Origin of the sequence: Micromonospora antibiotica (assembly GCF_017599305.1) — a bacterium.
GTDB classification, from domain to species: domain Bacteria; phylum Actinomycetota; class Actinomycetes; order Mycobacteriales; family Micromonosporaceae; genus Micromonospora; species Micromonospora antibiotica.
Genome location: NZ_JAGFWR010000024.1, coordinates 75,660 through 92,754, shown reverse-complemented (window position 1 = coordinate 92,754; position 17,095 = coordinate 75,660). Strand labels below are relative to the sequence as shown.

The 17,095-nt window shown below is 69.7% G+C and carries 13 protein-coding genes; 7 read left to right on the top strand and 6 right to left on the bottom strand.

Annotated elements, in window-relative coordinates:
• Nucleotides 1–203: 203 nt before the first annotated feature.
• The 4 genes from JQN83_RS27145 to JQN83_RS27130 form a co-directional block, all read right to left on the bottom strand.
• Nucleotides 204–1,055 (bottom strand): PhzF family phenazine biosynthesis protein, encoded by an 852-nt coding sequence (locus JQN83_RS27145; protein ID WP_307799765.1) that lies wholly within the window; start codon nt 1,053–1,055, stop codon nt 204–206.
• Between the two features lie 29 nt (nt 1,056–1,084).
• Complete coding sequence (locus JQN83_RS27140; protein ID WP_208569990.1) at nt 1,085–2,749, bottom strand: asparaginase domain-containing protein; 1,665 nt, start codon at nt 2,747–2,749, stop codon at nt 1,085–1,087.
• The gene (locus tag JQN83_RS27135; protein WP_307799763.1) at nt 2,746–3,219 is read right to left on the bottom strand and encodes a DUF488 family protein, N3 subclade; all 474 of its coding nucleotides are present in this window, start codon (nt 3,217–3,219) and stop codon (nt 2,746–2,748) included. Before JQN83_RS27135 ends, JQN83_RS27140 begins: the two co-directional genes overlap by 4 nt.
• Nucleotides 3,220–3,405: 186 nt before the next feature.
• A complete protein-coding gene (locus JQN83_RS27130; RefSeq protein WP_504739808.1) occupies nt 3,406–4,752 on the bottom strand; it encodes a replication-associated recombination protein A in 1,347 nt (448 codons plus the stop codon).
• A 374-nt stretch (nt 4,753–5,126) separates the two neighbouring features.
• Here JQN83_RS27130 and JQN83_RS27125 point away from each other — a divergent pair, with 374 nt between their 5' ends.
• Together JQN83_RS27125 and JQN83_RS27120 are read left to right on the top strand one after the other, a co-directional pair.
• Nucleotides 5,127–6,101 carry a methyltransferase gene (locus JQN83_RS27125; RefSeq protein WP_208569988.1) on the top strand — a complete coding sequence of 325 codons (975 nt, stop codon included), beginning with the start codon at nt 5,127–5,129 and terminating at the stop codon, nt 6,099–6,101.
• An 82-nt stretch (nt 6,102–6,183) separates the two neighbouring features.
• Nucleotides 6,184–6,510 (top strand): TraR/DksA family transcriptional regulator, encoded by a 327-nt coding sequence (locus tag JQN83_RS27120; RefSeq protein ID WP_208569987.1) that lies wholly within the window; start codon nt 6,184–6,186, stop codon nt 6,508–6,510.
• Between the two features lie 251 nt (nt 6,511–6,761).
• On the opposite strand, the gene JQN83_RS27115 is transcribed toward JQN83_RS27120, so the two are convergent.
• Nucleotides 6,762–7,589: a phosphotransferase family protein gene (locus JQN83_RS27115; RefSeq protein ID WP_307799760.1), complete on the bottom strand. Its 828-nt coding sequence runs from the start codon at nt 7,587–7,589 to the stop codon at nt 6,762–6,764.
• 1,136 nt (nt 7,590–8,725) lie between these two features.
• Nucleotides 8,726–10,012: a CE1 family esterase gene (locus JQN83_RS27110; protein WP_208569986.1), complete on the bottom strand. Its 1,287-nt coding sequence runs from the start codon at nt 10,010–10,012 to the stop codon at nt 8,726–8,728.
• A gap of 103 nt (nt 10,013–10,115) precedes the next feature.
• Between JQN83_RS27110 and JQN83_RS33925 the strand changes: the two genes are divergently transcribed.
• The 5 genes from JQN83_RS33925 (at nt 10,116) to JQN83_RS27090 (ending at nt 16,937) form a co-directional block, all read left to right on the top strand.
• On the top strand, nt 10,116–10,238 hold the full coding sequence (locus tag JQN83_RS33925; RefSeq protein ID WP_279632885.1) for a hypothetical protein: 123 nt from the start codon (nt 10,116–10,118) through the stop codon (nt 10,236–10,238).
• A gap of 816 nt (nt 10,239–11,054) precedes the next feature.
• Nucleotides 11,055–12,524, top strand: a complete 1,470-nt coding sequence (locus JQN83_RS27105) for an arabinofuranosidase catalytic domain-containing protein (protein ID WP_208569985.1) — start codon at nt 11,055–11,057, stop codon at nt 12,522–12,524.
• A gap of 44 nt (nt 12,525–12,568) precedes the next feature.
• Nucleotides 12,569–14,494 carry an alpha-L-fucosidase gene (locus JQN83_RS27100; RefSeq protein ID WP_244253307.1) on the top strand — a complete coding sequence of 642 codons (1,926 nt, stop codon included), beginning with the start codon at nt 12,569–12,571 and terminating at the stop codon, nt 14,492–14,494.
• 491 nt (nt 14,495–14,985) lie between these two features.
• The gene (locus JQN83_RS27095; protein WP_208569984.1) at nt 14,986–16,485 is read left to right on the top strand and encodes a SulP family inorganic anion transporter; all 1,500 of its coding nucleotides are present in this window, start codon (nt 14,986–14,988) and stop codon (nt 16,483–16,485) included.
• The gene (locus JQN83_RS27090; protein ID WP_208569983.1) at nt 16,485–16,937 is read left to right on the top strand and encodes a MerR family transcriptional regulator; all 453 of its coding nucleotides are present in this window, start codon (nt 16,485–16,487) and stop codon (nt 16,935–16,937) included. Before JQN83_RS27095 ends, JQN83_RS27090 begins: the two co-directional genes overlap by 1 nt.
• Nucleotides 16,938–17,095 lie beyond the last annotated feature (158 nt).

Below are 17,095 nucleotides of genomic sequence, written 5' to 3'. Positions count from 1 at the left end.
CTCATCTGCCTCGCCCGACGCCGCTGCGACGTCCTATACGCCATGCTCCGCGACAAGATCCCCTACCAACCCCGCCCCACCAGCCCCGTCCCCGCTTGACGAAACCCATAGGGACACCCCCCCGAGGTGGGCCCGCCCGCGGTCAGCGGGCGGGCCCACCTCGGTCTGCCGGCGTACCGCACGTCGGCGGGACCGCCCGGGGCTCACGTGTAAAGCGTCGCGCGGGCCACCACGACCGCGGACCCGGAGACCTGGACCGTTTCGATCCGGTCCGGTGCACCGGTGGCCCGGGCCCGCATCGTCGACGGGCGACCGATCTCGACGCCCTGCAGGACCTCGATCCACTCACCGAAGGGGATCAGGCCGTGTCGCGCCAGATGCACCGCCAACGACCCGGCCGCCGAACCGGTGGCGGCGTCCTCGACGACGCCGTAGGCGGGCGAGAACATGCGCAGTCGCCACTGCGTGTCGGAACCCGCGAAGCAGTTGGCGGCCATGTCGGGTAGCCGGGCCAGGACCCGCTGGTCGGGCTCCAGCGCGGACAACTCGGGTACACCCGGCAGACCGACGAACACGTGCCTCGGCCCGTTGTCGTAGACCTCCACCGGCAGGACGGCGTCGGTGGCGGGGACACCCAGCCCGGCGAGCAACTCCTCGGCCCGGTCGTAGCGCCCCCAGGTGGGGATGGGCTGCCACGAACTCGCCGAGCCGCGCCCGTCCCGGGTGGACCGCTCGATGTCGAACGTAACCGTGCCCATGGCCGTCTCCATCCGGATCTCCCCGACCGGCTTCAACTCGCTGAGTACGATCGCCGTGCCCAGGGTCGGGTGCCCGGCGAACGGCAGCTCGTTGACCGGGGTGAAGATGCGCACCCGCACGTCACCGTCCCGGCGCGGAGGCAGCACGAAGACGGTCTCCGACAGGTGCATCTCGTTCGCGATCTGCTGCATCCGCTCGGCGGACAGGGCTGCCGCGTCCAGGAAGACCGCGACCGGGTTGCCCTCCAACGCCGTCTCCGTGAAGACGTCCGCCACCACGTACTCGTAGGTGCCCACAGGTTCTCTCCAGCCGGGGATCGTCGAGGTCAATGCGTGTCGAACAACGCCTGGTAGCGGGCGACCGCCTGCTCGGTCACCGCACGCTCAGCGTGGGTGGGCCGGAACGGGTCCGCGGCCGGCGGCAACGCGCCGTACTTGAGCAGGGCAGCCATCAGCAGCAACCGGGCCTTGGTCGCGGTCAGGTTGTTGCCGACGATGAACGTCGGATCCGTCCGGTACGCCATGCCACCGGTGTTGCCACGGCCGGTGCGAACCACCGGCATCCCCGCGAAGATGGCCACCCCGAGCGCCGAGTTCTTCGCCGGGTCCGCCATCCCGAACGGCGACATGCCCTCGCAGACGAAACCGGCGAGCGGGGCGGCGGCGAGATTGGCCCGGATCCGGGCCAGGATCTCCACCTCGTCGCCCACCCGGGGATCGCCGCCCGGTTCCGCCGCGTAGCGGCTGTACTTGGTGATCGTCACCCTGGGCATGGCGTCCGGGATCAGCCCGTCCCCGTCCCTCGTCGCGACACCGAGCAGGGTGACGCCCGACTCCAATGAGCCGGCGACACCGTTCACCTCCTTCGGCAGCACGGTGAGGCGCAGCTGCGAGCGCGCGGTCTGCCGGCGCGTCGGCAGGTAGGTGAGCTGCGGGGGGCCGTACCCGCCCAGGTCGGCGACGATTCCCCCGTGGCCGCCGGTGACTTCGTATCCGCCCGGTCGGGCGTCGACCTTGGTCACGTCGCGGGCGGTGTAGACGAGTTCGTCGACGATCACGCAAGCGCCGACCCGGTCGACACCCTGCGCGTCGAGGGCGACACCGGAGGCGATGTACTTCACTCCGTCCACCACGTTGCGGTCGCCGTCGGCGCTCAGCGAGTGGTGCCGCCGCTGGGCGGCGTGGCCGACGAGGGGCACCGTCGTGTCGATCAGCAGGCCGAGCCAGTAGAGGGTCTCGTCGACGGTCGGGCTGCCCTCGAGCCACTGCACGCCGTCGTGCTCACCTGCGGCGAGGACGGCCTGGACCTGGTTGGTCGCCCCGGCGAGGTCACCCAGGTGCGGCTCACTCTGCAGGTGGTAGGGGTAGTAGACGAAGAAGTCACGGCCGAGCCGCTCCCCGTCCGGACCGGTGGTGTAGCCACCCGACGGGGCCGCGCGGAAGAAGTCGAAGTCGGCGATCGAACCGAACTCGACGGGTGTGCCGTGATCGCCCAGCCCGAACCGTTCGATCTCCTCGTAGAGGCGGCTCGCGTCCGGGTAGAACGTCTGCCGGGCCGCCTCCGGTGGCGCGTACGGCGTGGTCGCGGCCTGCTCCCACGCTGAACCGTCACGCTGCCGCGCCAGGTATGGCAGGGGGTACAGCCCGTCGTCGGGGTGCAGCTCCACGACGAACACCGGGGTGGCGTCGCCGGCCGGCTGCGTGGTGTGGAACGCGCCGTCGGTGTCGAGCCAGCCGTCCGGCGGCGCGTACAGGTGTGCCGCGTCGCGTTCGAGTGGGTGCGCGCTGTACGCCTCGACGTACGCCGTGACCGGCGCCGCCAGCCGCTGCGGACGCAGTGCGTCGAACCGACCCGGCCGGGGTGCGAGGCCGTGCCGGATCCGGGCCTTGTTCGACGTGACCAGGTCGGGGGTGTTCAGGATGGTCGCCGTCGGCCCGGCGAACACCGCGATCCGGGGCCGGGTCCCGCCCGTCGGGGTCAGGCCGGTCATGCCGGGGTCAGATGCTCGACCGACACGTCGTGCTGCTCGGTGAGCCGCCGGGCGATCAGCGACCGGTGACAGGCCACCGCATCGCGCTCGACGCAGAACAGTGCCGCCCGCCCCCGCGTCGGTAGCGCCGCGAGCAGCGGCACCAGGTCGGCGAGGTCGAGGACCTCGGCGGTGTAGCGGCGCACGTACTCGGCAGCCAACTCCCGGCGGGACCGCTTACCGACGCCCTGGCGGTCGTCCTCGGCGTACTGCAGATGGCGGTGTTCGGTGGTCGGGGCCAACTCGCGGTGGTGCTCGTAGGCGATGCCCGCACCGGCGAGGGCCTCCTGCAGCCGGCGCGCGTTCGCCCAGGCGTAGTCGGGCCCCCGGACCCCGCGACGCTGGCGCACGTCGAACAGCAGTCTGACTTCCGCGGCGCGCAGGCGTAGCAGGAATGATTCGAGATCGAAATCGTAGACTCCGATTGTCACCAATCTATGCATTGGCATCCCGGTCCCTCGTATGGCGGTGCCGCACAATCCGCATCCTGATACTTGGTCGACCCACCCGACACTACCCTTGGAGACCCTCGACACAGCGGTTCGAATGCCATACCGAAAATGCCGATCCGACCACCCGCCCGACTCTTTTGCAACGACCGTCCACTGTGTTATGTGTCAGCCGCCGCGAATCACGCGCCGGAGGTCTGCGAGTCGATCACGAAGGGTGCGCTCACCACCGTGCCGACTCGGATGGTAGTAGTTCTTTCCCACCAGACCGTCCGGCGGATACTGCTGTTCCAGCACACCGTCCGGCACCTTGTGCGGATAGCGGTAACCGATCGCGTTGCCGAGTTCCGCGGCACCCTTGTAGCGCCCGTAGCGCAGGTGGGCGGGGACGTCGCCCACGGCACCCCTGCGCACGTCCGACATCGCCGCGTCGATGCTCTCGATCACCGCGTTGGACTTCGGCGCCATCGCGAGGTGCAGAGTGGCCTGCGTCAGCGCGAGACGCGCCTCGGGCATGCCGATCAGCTGCACCGCCTGTGCCGCGGCGACTGCCGTGTGCAGGGCCGTGGGATCGGCCAGGCCGACGTCCTCGCTGGCGTGTACGACGAGCCGCCGCGCGACGAACCGCGGGTCCTCCCCGGCCACCAGCATCCGGGCCAGGTAGTGCAACGCGGCGTCGGGGTCGGAACCACGGATCGACTTGATGAAGGCGCTGATGACGTCGTAGTGCTGGTCGCCCTGCCGGTCGTATCGCACGGTCGTCTCCGCGACGGCCCGTTCCACGGCGGGCACGTCGATCTCGGTGCCACCGGTCGCCAGCACCCCGTCGGCGGCGGCCTCCAACGCGGTCAGCGCGCTGCGGGCGTCACCGGCGGCCAGCCGCACCAGCGCGGCTTCGGCCTCGACCGACAGCGTGACCGCGCCGCCGAGGCCCCGTGGATCCGCTGCGGCGCGACGGAGCAGGTCACGGACGTCGGCGTCGCCCAACGAGCGCAGTTGCAGCACCAGCAGGCGCGACAGCAGCGGGGTCACCACCGAGAACGACGGGTTCTCGGTGGTGGCGGCGACCAGCAGCACCAGCCGGTCCTCGACCGCACCGAGCAGCGCGTCCTGCTGCGTCTTGGAGAAGCGGTGCACCTCGTCGATGAACAGCACGGTCTGCCGTTGCTGCCGGTCGAGCCGGCGGCGGGCCTCGACCATCACGTCGCGCACCTCCTTGACGCCGCTGGACAGCGCCGAGAGGGCCACGAACTGGCGGGTGCCGGCGGTGGCCAGCAGCCGGGCGATCGTGGTCTTTCCGGTGCCGGGCGGGCCGTAGAGCAGCACCGAGGCCGCGCCTGCGCCCTCGAGCAGTCGGCGTAACGGGGCACCGGGACGCAGCAGGTGAGCCTGACCGACGATCTCGTCGATCGTGCGGGGTCGCATCCGGGTCGCCAGCGGACCGGCGTCCGGTGCCGCCGCACCCGGCTGCGGCCGTGGGTCGGCGCGCGGGGTGGTGAAGGACGGTGCGGGCAATTCGAACAGGGTCTCGACGCTGTCGTCCGTTCCGTCGTCTCGGCCATCCGTTGTGACGGTGCTCTGCTGGGACACGCTTGGTGGCCCTCCCCTTCGGTGAGCTGGGTATGTCGTGCGCACCCTAACCCGTCGTCCGCGAGCAACCCGTCAATACAACAACGGCGGTTCGCCACGACGCACGCCGGGAACCACCGTTGTTGTACATCAATTTTGTCGCACTCCGGTCATTGGCCGAACGGAGCGAGTCCGTGACACCAAAGCCCTTCCTCGGCAGTTCCCTACGGGGTACGGTTGCCACCGTCGTCGCGAAGGGCAGTGCGGGCGGAGGAACAATGGCAATCGACCTACAGGCCACTCGGGACATTGTCGATGTCATGACCGGCGGGTGGAAGGCGCAGGCTCTCTACACCGTGGTCAAGCTCGGATTACCGGATCACGTCGCCGCCGGCCGGACCACCAGCGACGAACTGGCCGCGGCAAGCGGCGCTTCCGCAGCGGGGATACGTCGTCTCATGCGACTCATGGTGGCGATGCGCGTGTTCGACGGTAGCGAGACGAGCGGCTACCGCAGCACCCCGATCAGCGAGGCGCTGCGTTCCGACTCACCGTCGATGCGCGACATGTGCCTGCTGCACGGCGAGGAGTACTACGCCGCGTGGGGGCACGCCCACCGGGCGATCAGCATGGTCAACTCCGGCTTCGAGGCCGCCTACGGCAGCTCCTTCTACGACTACCTGAGCGGGGATCCGGACACCGCCCGCCGGTTCCAGGCCACCATGAACGCCGGCAACATGTTCTTCCATGAGGTGCCGGCCGCCTTCGACTTCACCGGCGGCAAGACCATCGTGGACGTCGGCGGTGGCGGCGGGCAGCTGCTCTCCACGCTCCTCGCGGCCACACCCGACGCCAAGGGCGTGCTGTTCGACCGCGAGCACATGATGCCCAGGGCCGGCGAACACCTGGCCGCCACCGTCGGGCTCCACCGGGTCACCCTCGTCGGCGGCGACATGTTCACCAGCGTGCCGACGGGCGGCGACGTCTACATCCTGTCCCGCGCGCTGGCAGGGTGGGACGACGACGCGGTCGTCCAGGCCTTCGGCAACTGTCGCCGGGCGATGTCCGGCCCGACGGCCCGGCTGCTGGTCCTGGACCGCTTCGTCGTCGACGAGGACCCGTCCGTGCTGCCGGCCCTGTGGGATCTGCACCTGCTGATGATCACCGGCGGGGCGCACCGGAGCCTCCACCACATCACCGAGCTGCTCGGCCGCGCCGGATTGGACGTCGAGCGGACCGGCGCGCTACCGATGGAGCACGTCGCCGTCGTCGCCGCACCCCGCCAGGCATCCTGACCGGGCCGCCGACGGCCGGGAGCGGCCGCTCCGGCCAACGGGATCAGCCGTTGGTGTGCCCCTCCGGTACTAAACTGTGACGATGATCCGGGAGGAGCTGCTGCGGTTACGGGCGGGTGCGGAGTCCGAGGCGGCGACGCTGGCGCGGGATCTGGAGGCGCTGTTCACGGCATCGCGGGATTCGAACGCCGACGACGAACACGATCCCGAGGGTGCCACCGTCGGCTTCGAACGCGCCCAGCTGATCGCGTTGCTCGCCGCGACGCGGGCGCGGATCGCCGAGGTCGACGACGCCCTGCTCAGGCTGGAGGCGGAGACCTACGGGCGCTGCGAGCGCTGCCAGCAACCGATCGGTGCGGAACGACTCGCCGTGCGGCCGTTCGCCCGCCACTGCATCTCGTGTGCGTAGGACGGCGAGGCGGGCGAGTGCCGCAATCTTCCCGCTTTCTTAGCCGCGGGTGTCGCGGTGGACGGTGTCGGCCGTCCGCACGCTCCGGGAGTCGATACAGGATGCCGTCGACGGTCGTGTCGATGAGCACGGTGTCGATGCCGGGGCGCTCGGTTCGGAGCCTCGACCGAGAATCCGCCATAGCCGCAGCGTGAGCCGCGTGCGGCCCACGCTGCGGGGCTGGCTGTGCTTTCGAGGACGGGTCGACTTACCTATCCAGACTGGGCCACTGCGTGCCGGAGTTCGCTCAGCCACTCGACGCCGAGCCGATGGCCGTCGGGGAACTGGTCCCCGCGATCCCAGCGCCACGTGGTGATCATCGCCAGCATGAGGGTCCGGCAATCTCGGAGCAGCCGGCGGTCGACGCCCGGGTAGTGGTCACCGACGTCGTCGGGCGCGTGGGCCAGGTCGAACTCGACCGGCCCCCGGCAACAGGTCTCGAAGTCGATGAAGAGCGGGCCGGTCCGGGTCGAGAGCAGGTTGCCGGGATGGGGTTCACCGTGCAGAAGCTGCTCGGGTCGGCCGCTCTCGCTGACCGCGCGCCGCATACGGTCCAACGTGCTGGCGAGGAAGACCCGATCCGAATCAACCAGTTCCGGCGTTCGGGCATGGTCGGCCACGAGCGTCTGCGCCGCGGAAACCCGGTCCGTGAAATGCGGGACGGGCAGGTCGACCTTACGCATCCCGGCATGCAGACGTTCGAGCGCGCCGACGTACTCCGCGTTCGACAGTGACTGAGTAGTCGCCGGTTCGTAGTAGGTCCAGAAGGTGACCACGTAGTCGCCCCGGATAAACACCTCGGGCGACTCCAGCGCGGCCACCGGGCTCCCGAGCTCAGCCAACCGCCGAGCAACATCCACTTCAAGCTGGGCACACTGGTTCGCTGCCGGGGCGACCCGGGCGAGCACGGCGCAGGGCTCCAGCCTCAGGGTGAGCGCGTTCGAGTTGTGCAGGACGGCAGCATTGTGGGCGGTCAGGCCGAGCGATGAGGCGCTCGACACGGCTGCCTGCATCGCCCGCTGAACCTCGTATGCCTGCACCACAGCACGGTAGTTCAGCATCCACGGTGCGGCAGCGTCATTTGGTGTTCCTGACGCGATGCGTGGTTCCAGCGCATGCGGGGTGGTCCATCGCCGGCAGCACCATCTCGATGGTCACCCTCTGCTCCCGCACGTGCAGGATGATCCCTTGGTGCCGACGTGGCCGGCTACGTGGCGTTCTCTGCTTCCTTGCGTGAGCGGCGGTGATATCCGTTCCCCGCCGCTCGTCGCCGTTTCCGCCGCAACCGGCAGAACCTGCCGGGGGTCGGTGAAAGCGGTCAGCAGAAGTGGTGAAACCTCCGACTCGGGTGCGCCCAGGTCAGCCATGATGCGGGACCTTCGCTGCCTGACACGAAGCCGCCACATACCGGCGAAGCAGGACAACATCGCATAAGGAACCGTGCTTGGATCTCGGCCGTGAAGGGATTCTGGCGATGGGGCGTCGGGTTCGTGAGGGCTCCCCGCGCACGCGGGGGTGTTACCCCGGACCTGCCCGAACTGAACGTACGGGAAGGGACAGGCCATGACGGTGACGACGCGGATGCCTGCTCCGGAGCCGGTCGAGCGACGGGCGGCGCAGATTCCGGACGCGATGCGGGAGTACCCCGGCTGGGAGCGGCTCACGGTTTCTCAATGCGGTACTCGTCCTGCTGGATCGGCTCTGGGACCAGGTCGTGCAGCTGGCGTCATGCCTGGGCGCACAGTACCCACAGCATGGGCAGGCGGGCGGCCTCAACGAGGCCGGAGGAAGCGAGAGAGATGTCGTATCGGACTGGGCTGCGTGCCGGCCGACGCACGGCGCGGTAACTGAGCTGACCGACGCCCAGGACACAGGACGGCGCTTCCCGCCGGTGGGGATGGCCGCGTTGTAGCTCACGTTGGTGACGGTGACCTGGGCTCCGGACCGGGTGACCGGATGCCCGGCGTACGACCGCCGAGGGTCGATCGGATCGCCGAGGTTGGTGACGGTGACTGCCGGGCCGAAGCCACCCGGCCACGAACTGGTGACCGTGTAGTCGACCCGGCAGCCCGCACCGGCGTACCTGTGCCCGCCAGCACGGCGGCGAGAACGAAACTCCTGATCTTGTGCTGCCTCCTCAGGGGCGGCAGGCATCGAGGGCTGCGCCTATGGTCTCTCAGGTCGCGGTGCAGGTGAGGGCGGGCGTCGTCGCCGAGCCACCCGCGGTGAAGCCGAACGTCGTGGACGCGCTGGCGGCCAGGTTGCCGTTCCACGCCTCGTTGCCGACGTTCTGGGTGCTGCCGGAGGGGGTGTTGCGCCCACCCCAGAGCTGGGTGATGCTCTGCCCGTCGGCGAGCGTCCAACTGACCCGCCAGCCGGTGATGGCGCGGACGCCGGCGGTCACCGTGACCTCACCCTGGAAGCCGCCCTGCCACTGGCCGACGGTCTGGTAGCTGGCCGTGCAACCACCCGCCCCGGGACTGGTCGGCGGAGTCGTGGGTGGCGTGGTCGGCGGAGTCGTGGTGGGTGGGGTGGTCGGCGTGGTGCCGGCGAACTGGGTGAAGAACCGCCACACCTCGCCCGGGACCCAGGTCCGGGTGCCGCTGTCCCCGCCGGCACCGTCCTGCGGGGCGGCGATGTGCCCACCGTCGAAGGCCGCCCACACCACGGGGTAGCCGGCCCGGCAACCGGAGTAGCTGTAGACCGTGTGGGTCAGGCTGCCGGCCCTCGGCTCCGGCGGGCTCGCCGCCGTGCACCCGTTGTTGCGGACGAAGCGGTCCCGCAGCGCCCGTCCGCTGGCGATGTTGTCACCGATGCCGTGCACGCCGAGGTACGCGATCGGCTGGGTGCCGCCGCTGCATCCGCTGAGCGTGCCGGGCGAGGACTGGACGGCGACGGCCCGGAAGACGTTCGGCCGGGCACAGGCCAGGGCGTAGCTCATCCCACCGCCGTAGCTGAACCCGACGGAGAAGCGCTGCGTCGTGTCGACGCACAGGTCGCCCTCGATCCGGCGGAGCATGTCGTCGACGAAGGTGACGTCCTCACCGCCGGTGTTGGCCCAGCCGTTGCCGATGCCCTGCGGCGCCACGAAGATCGTGCTGTTGTTCGACAGCCGCAGCAGGCCGTAGTAGGCCCAGACGTCGCGCTGCACCGTCTGACCGGTCGCGACGTCGACGGCGGTGCCGCCCCACCAGTGGAATCCGAACACCAGCCGGTACTGGCGGTTGCGGTCGTAGCCGTCGGGCAGCTTCAGGATGAAGCTGCGGTTCTTGCCACCGCTGGAGATGGTGTAGGTGCCGTTGCCCAGGGTGGGGGCCTTGCCGCAGCCTGCTGTCGCGGCCAGCGGGCCGACCTCGGCGGCGGACGCGGTGCCGGGGCTCCCGGTCAGTGCGGCACCGGCCAGCGCCGCGACGAGTACCGCCGCGGTAGCCAGCGCGCCGGCGATGGACGAACGTCGGGTCATGAGATGGCTCCTGGTGTCGGTCTGCTCGGGCGTCGCGGTGCGCGGCTGTCGGGCGCGGGTGACGCCGTCGCGGCGTGGACGCGTCGGGTGCGGGGTGGGCGGCATGAAGCAGGATGAGGTCGACTGCGAGCCCGGCCCCTCGACGGAAGAGCTGGACGTGGCGGTCGACGTCGCCAATCGTCAGCAGCCCGGCTGGCGGACACCCTGCGGTGACCGGCCTTCGTGAGAGCGTTAACAGGTGCTGCCCGAATACCTTCACCTGCATCTTTGCTGACTCGTCAGCCGCTGATCGCACGCGGTGCCGCCTATATGGACTCAAGTGGATGGAGATGCCGTTCGTCAAGATGTGACACCAGATTTCTCGAAACTTCTTAACCCTCGATCTTCGACCACGGCCGCCGTAGAACCCGCACTATCGGGAACGCCACCATGCATCTTCACCTGCTGATATGTGATCGAGACTACCTGCGGGCCAGCCAGCCGCCGGATAGATGTTTACGTTAACAGTTTCGGATTAATGCGGACTGCCAGAGCGCTCCGGAGCTGCCCGACGGCGACAAACCGGCCCGCAGAGGCCCTCCTGGCCCGCCCCCGGAGCGCGTCGGGCACCCCGATGAGCCGGATTCGCCGGTCCGAGCCACCGCCGACATGCCACCCTCATCGCCCGCAACACCTGTCGACTTCACCTGATCGACTCGCGGATCCAACACCGATCCCCCGCTATTTCCCCTGGTGAGGAAGCCGTCGCAGGCCACCTCAGGCAACCGGGGCGGGGATGGAGCACTGTCGACACAACCATTGACACGCTGTGATGTGAACGTTAACTTGCTCCTCAGTGCAGCAGCCGGGTCCCACCCTCTGCCGCCGATTCGGCTGGTCAGCGCCCCGGCGTCCGGGCCACCAGCCCCGACGGCACCGGCCAACGGACTCACCGGACCGCACCATCACCTCCCGTCTGCCGGAGTTCGGGCCCGACAGGCGGTGTACCGAACGGGCCCACCCGAGCGGGCCCGTGAACTCCCGTCCACATCTGGAGGACTCCATGAAACGTGGCACCGTCTGGCGTCGAGCGTCGGGGCCGGTCGCGGCCCTGGCCACGCTGGTGCTGATCGGCAGCGGCACGGTCGGGACGCCGCAGGCGTCCGCGGCGGCCGCCGGCTGCCAGGTCACCTACACGGTCAGTTCACAGTGGCCCGGTGGCTTCGGCGCGGGCGTCACCATCACCAACCTGGGTGACCCGGTCACCAGTTGGCGGCTCACCTGGAGCTTCGACGCCGGCCAGACCGTCACCCAGCTCTGGAACGGCTCCTACACCCAGTCGGGCGGCCAGGTCGCCGTCACCAACGTGTCCTACAACGGCAGCATCCCCACCGGAGGCAGCACCTCGTTCGGCTTCAACGGCGCGGCGACCGGCAGCAACCCGGCGCCCACCACGTTCACGCTGAACGGCACGACCTGCACCGGCGGTGTCACCCCGACCACCCCGCCACCCACCACGCCGCCGCCGACCACCCCGCCGCCGACCACTCCTCCGCCCACCACGCCGCCGCCGGGCACCCGGCTGCCCTGTGACCTCTACGCCGCCGGCAACACCCCCTGCGTGGCCGCGCACAGCACCACCCGGGCCCTGTACGCCGCGTACACCGGCAACCTCTACCAGGTCCGCCGGGCCTCGGACAACACCACCCGCACCATCACCCCGCTGACCGCCGGCGGGGTCGCCAACGCCGCCGCCCAGGACACCTTCTGCGCCAACACGACCTGCCTGATCACCATCATCTACGACCAGAGCGGCCGCGGTAACCACCTCACCCAGGCGCCCCCCGGCGGCTTCCCCGGTCCCGCGCCCGGCGGATACGACAACCTGGCCAACGCCACCGCCGCCCCCACCACGCTCAACGGCCAGAAGGCGTACGGGGTGTTCGTCGCCCCGGGCACCGGTTACCGGAACAACACCACCAACGGCATCGCCAAGGGCGACCAGCCGGAAGGCATGTACGCCATCCTCGACGGCACGCACTACAACGGCGGCTGCTGCTTCGACTACGGCAATGCCGAGACCAACAGCCGGGACAACGGCAACGGCACGATGGAGGCCATCTACTTCGGCAACAACAAGGTCTGGGGTTACGGCGCCGGCAACGGCCCGTGGATCATGGCCGACCTGGAGAACGGCCTCTTCTCCGGGGTCAACCAGAAGTACAACGCCAACGACCCCAGCATCAGCCACCGCTACCTCACCGCGATCATCAAGGGCGAGCCCAACCACTGGGCCATCCGGGGCGGCAACGCCCAGTCCGGCAGCCTGTCGACCTTCTACAACGGCGCACGGCCCAACGTCGCGGGCTACAACCCGATGAAGAAGGAAGGCGCGATCATCCTCGGCATCGGCGGCGACAACAGCCACGGCGCCGCCGGCACCTTCTACGAGGGCGTGATGACCGCCGGCTACCCCACCGACGCCACGGAGAACGCCGTCCAGGCCAACATCGTCGCCGCCGGCTACCGGTGACCTGGTCTCCGCCACACCACCACCGTCCCCCAAGGAGACCCCTCATGTCCTCGTCATCCCTGCGGCTGACCCGCCGCGGCCTGCTCGTCGCAGGTGGCGCCACGGGCGTCATCGCCGCGACCGGTCTACTCGGTGCCCGTAACGCCCTGGCCACCGCCGGCCCGCAGAGCTACACGCCGACCTGGGCGTCTGTCGACCAGCACCCACCGGCCGCCGAGTGGTTCCAGGACGGCAAGTTCGGCATCTACTACCACTGGGGGGCGTTCGCCGTCCCCGCGTTCGGCAACGAGTGGTACCCGCGCAACATGTACAACAACGGCTCGTACGAGAACAACCATCACAAGAGCGTGTACGGCGATCCGGCGGCCTGGCCGTACCACAACTTCATCAACGGGTCCCGCGACAAGGCGGGCAACTGGGTGCAGTTCGCGCCGAAGCTCAAGTCCGCTGGCGGCAACTGGGACCCCAACGAGTGGGCTCAGTTGTTCGTCGACGCCGGGGCGAAGTTCGCCGGGCCGGTGGCCGAGCACCATGACGGCTACTCGATGTGGAACAGCAGGGTCAACGAGTGGAACTCCGTGGCCACCGGCCCGAAGCTGGACCTGCTGCGGCTGCACGCCGACGCCATCCGCGCCAAGGGTCTCAAGCTGTTCGTCTCGCTGCACCACCAGTGGAACTTCGGCGGCTACTACCAGTACGTGCCACAGCAGTCGAGCACCACCCTGCGCAAGCTCTACGGTCAGCTCGACAACGCCACCGAGCAGCAACTGTGGACCGACAAGCTGCGGGAGGTCATCGACGGCTACCAGCCCGACCTCATCTGGCAGGACCTCTACCTGGGCCGGATCGACGAGGCACGGCGACTGGACTTCCTGGCGTACTACTACAACAAGGCTGTCGCGTGGAACCGGGACGTGGTGGTCACCTACAAGGACGGGTTCAACAACCGCGGTGAGGTCTACGACTTCGAGCGCGGCGGCCCGGCGGGCATCCAGTCCCCCTACTGGCTCACCGACGACAGCGTCTCCAGCAGCAGCTGGTGCTACACCCAGGGCATCGGCTACTACTCGACCACCGCCCTGCTGCACGCGTTGATCGACCGGGTCAGCAAGAACGGCACCATGGTCCTCAACGTCGCGCCGACGGCCGACGGCGTCATCCCGTCCGGGCAACAGACGATCCTGCGGGGTATCGGCGACCACCTCAAGCGGTTCGGCGAGTCGATCTACGGCACCCGGGCCTGGTCCGTCTACGGCGAGGGCCCCACCCAGATGGGCGGCGGCTCGTTCGTCACGCCGCGCGCGGGCACCAACCGGGACATCCGGTTCACCCGCAACAAGAACAACACCGTCCTGTACGCGACGGTGCTGGGCTGGCCGGGCAGCACCCTGACCATCTCGACGATGACGTCGGGCCGGGTGAACCTGGGCAACCTGACCGGTGTGCAACTGCTCGGCTCCACCGCCGGCACGTACATCAACCTGCCCCGGCCCACCCAGGACGGGTCCGGCCTGCGTATCGCCATGCCGTCGGCGAACGCGCCGTACAGTGCACTCGCGTACGTGGTCAAGCTGACCTTCGTCGGCGCGACCCCCACCGCGACGCCGCCTCCCACCCCCACCGCGACGCCGACCCCGACGCCGACCGGCACCACCGCGCCGCCGGCAGGCCAGGCGACGGCGAAGTACACCATCACCAACTCCTGGTCCGGTGGATTCCAGGCCGACGTCACCGTCACCGCCGGGGCGACGCCGATCAACGGGTGGAAGGTGTCCTGGACCTTCCCCAACGGCCAGGTGATCAACCAGATCTGGAACGGCAGCCACACCCAGAGCGGGGCGAACGTGACGGTCTCCAACGTCGCCTACAACGGCGCGCTCGCCGCGGGCGCCTCCACCACGTTCGGTTTCACCGCGACCTGGAACGGCAGCAACAACCCGCCGGCCAGCATCACCTGCACCACCAGCTAGGCCCGGACGCCGGAGACCCACCCCGGTGGGGCCGGTACCGATCCTTCGGGCCGACCCCACCGGGGCTCACCGCGCCCGCCGTCCGCCAGCGGGCTGCGGCGGGTGGGCGGACCACGCGCGGCGCACGCCGGTGGGACAGGCCGTCCCGGTGGTGCATCTCCGGGTACGACCTGCGGATCGTCCCACCCATCCCGTCGAGCACGGCGTCCACGTCTCCCGGGTGGCAGCGGGATGCACATCCGGTCGGCTCGGGCCGGTTCCCGGCTCCGTGGGCCGCGTCGGCGGCGGCGCTGAGCAGGCGGGTCGGCATGGGAGCGGTGGGGTCGGGCAGCACGACCGCGATCCGGGTGACGACCACCACGTTCGACCAACTCTCCCCTGACGAGAGAGTAGGTTCGGTGGCCGATCCGGCTGTCGCTGATCGGTGAACGGGCTGCGCCCCGGCGCTGGGGTTGCGCGCGTCCACGAGACGCCCGAGTGGAAATGGCTGTATGTCTTCTGTGCTGTCCGCGGTCGTCCGGCCGCGTCTGTCCCGTCCGTCCTGGCTGTCGCCGAAGGTGTTCCGCACCGAGGTCCTCGCCGGACTGGTCGTCGCCCTCGCGTTGATCCCGGAGGCGATCTCCTTCTCGATCCTGGCCGGGGTCGACCCCCGGGTGGGGCTGTTCGCGTCATTCACGATGGCGGTCACGATCGCGATCTGCGGTGGCCGGCCGGCGATGATCTCCGCCGCGACCGGCGCGATCGCCCTCGTGGTCGCGCCGCTGGCGAAGGAGCACGGGCTGGACCACCTGATCGCGGCGGTGATCCTCGGTGGCGCGATCCAGATCCTGCTGGCGGTGCTCGGGGTGGCGAAGCTGATGCGGTTCATCCCGCGCAGCGTCATGGTGGGCTTCGTCAACGCCCTGGCGATCCTGATCTTCGCCGCCCAGGTTCCGCACCTGCTCGGCGTACCGTGGCTGGTCTACCCCCTCGTCGCCGTCGCGCTGGCGATCATGGTCGGGTTGCCCCGGCTCACCCGCGCCGTCCCGGCGCCGCTGGTCGCCATCGTGGTGCTGACCCTGACAACCGTCGTCGCCAGCATCGCGGTGCCGACCGTCGGCGACGAGGGTGCCCTGCCGGACAGCCTGCCCACCCCCGGCCTGCCGCAGATCCCCTGGACCATGGACACCCTCACCCTGATCGCCCCCTACGCCCTGGGTATCGCGCTGGTCGGGCTGATGGAGTCGCTGATGACCGCCAAACTGGTCGACGACATCACCGACACGCACTCCAACAAGACCCGCGAGTCCTGGGGCCAGGGTGTGGCCAACATCGTCACCGGCTTCTTCGGTGGCATGGGCGGCTGCGCCATGATCGGCCAGACGATGATCAACGTGAAGGCGTCCGGTGCCCGGACCCGCTTGTCGACCTTCCTGGCCGGCGTGTTCCTGCTGGTCCTCGTCGTCGCGCTCGGCGACGTGGTCGCCGTCATCCCGATGGCCGCCCTCGTCGCGGTGATGATCATCGTGGCGGTGTCGACCTTCGACTGGCACTCCGTCGCGCCGAGGACGCTCAAGCGGATGCCGTACGGCGAGACGACCGTCATGCTGGCCACCGTGGTAACCACCCTGGCCACCCACAACCTGGCCATCGGCGTCGTCGTCGGTGTCCTCACCGCCATGGTGATCTTCGCCCGCCGGGTCGCCCACCTGGTCGAGGTCACCAGCGTCCTCGACCCCGACGGCACCACCCGGGTCTACTCCGTGCACGGGGAGCTGTTCTTCGCCTCCAGCAACGACCTCGTCGGCCAGTTCGACTACGCGAACGACCCCGACACCGTGGTCATCGACATGACCCACGCCCACGTCTGGGACGCCTCCTCCGTCGCCGCCCTCGACGCCATCACCACCAGGTACGCCACCCGGGGCAAGACCGTCGAGATCATCGAACTCAACAAGCCCAGCGCCCGCATCCACGACACTCTCGCCGGGCAACTCGGCGTCGGCCACTGATGGCCGCCACCAGCCGGGACACCGGGCCGCAGCAGCACCCCTGCGACCCGGCCACCGGCCGCCTCATGCAGATCGGCGAGGCAGCAGAGCGGGTCGGGCTGAGCATCCGGACCATCCGCCACTACGAGGAGGCCGGCCTGATCGTGCCCTCCGCCCGCAGCGAGGGCGGCTTCCGCCTCTACACCGAACCTGACCTCGGCCGCCTCGCCGTGGTCAAACGGATGAAACCCCTCGGCTTCAGCCTCGACGAGATGCGCGAGCTGCTCGCCGTCCTCGACGCCCTCGACACCGCCACCGGCAACGACCGCGCCGACCTGCTCGACCGGCTCGGCATGTTCCACACCGCCGCCACCACCCGCGTCACCGCGCTGCGCGACCAACTCACCATGGCCGAAGGCTTCGCCGACACGCTCCACGACAGACTCGACCACCATGGTGGCTCGACCAGTTGAGGCCGGGACACCGTCATGGTCGGTGGTGTCAGGTACGCGGCGGCGTCGGTCTCGCCACGGGCGGACAGGCCGGACGCGCCGAGGACGTTCGGGGTGCCCCAGCGTCGATGACCGCGCGGGCGAGCACCTCCTGGCCGCCAGCGAGACGGATGAGGAGG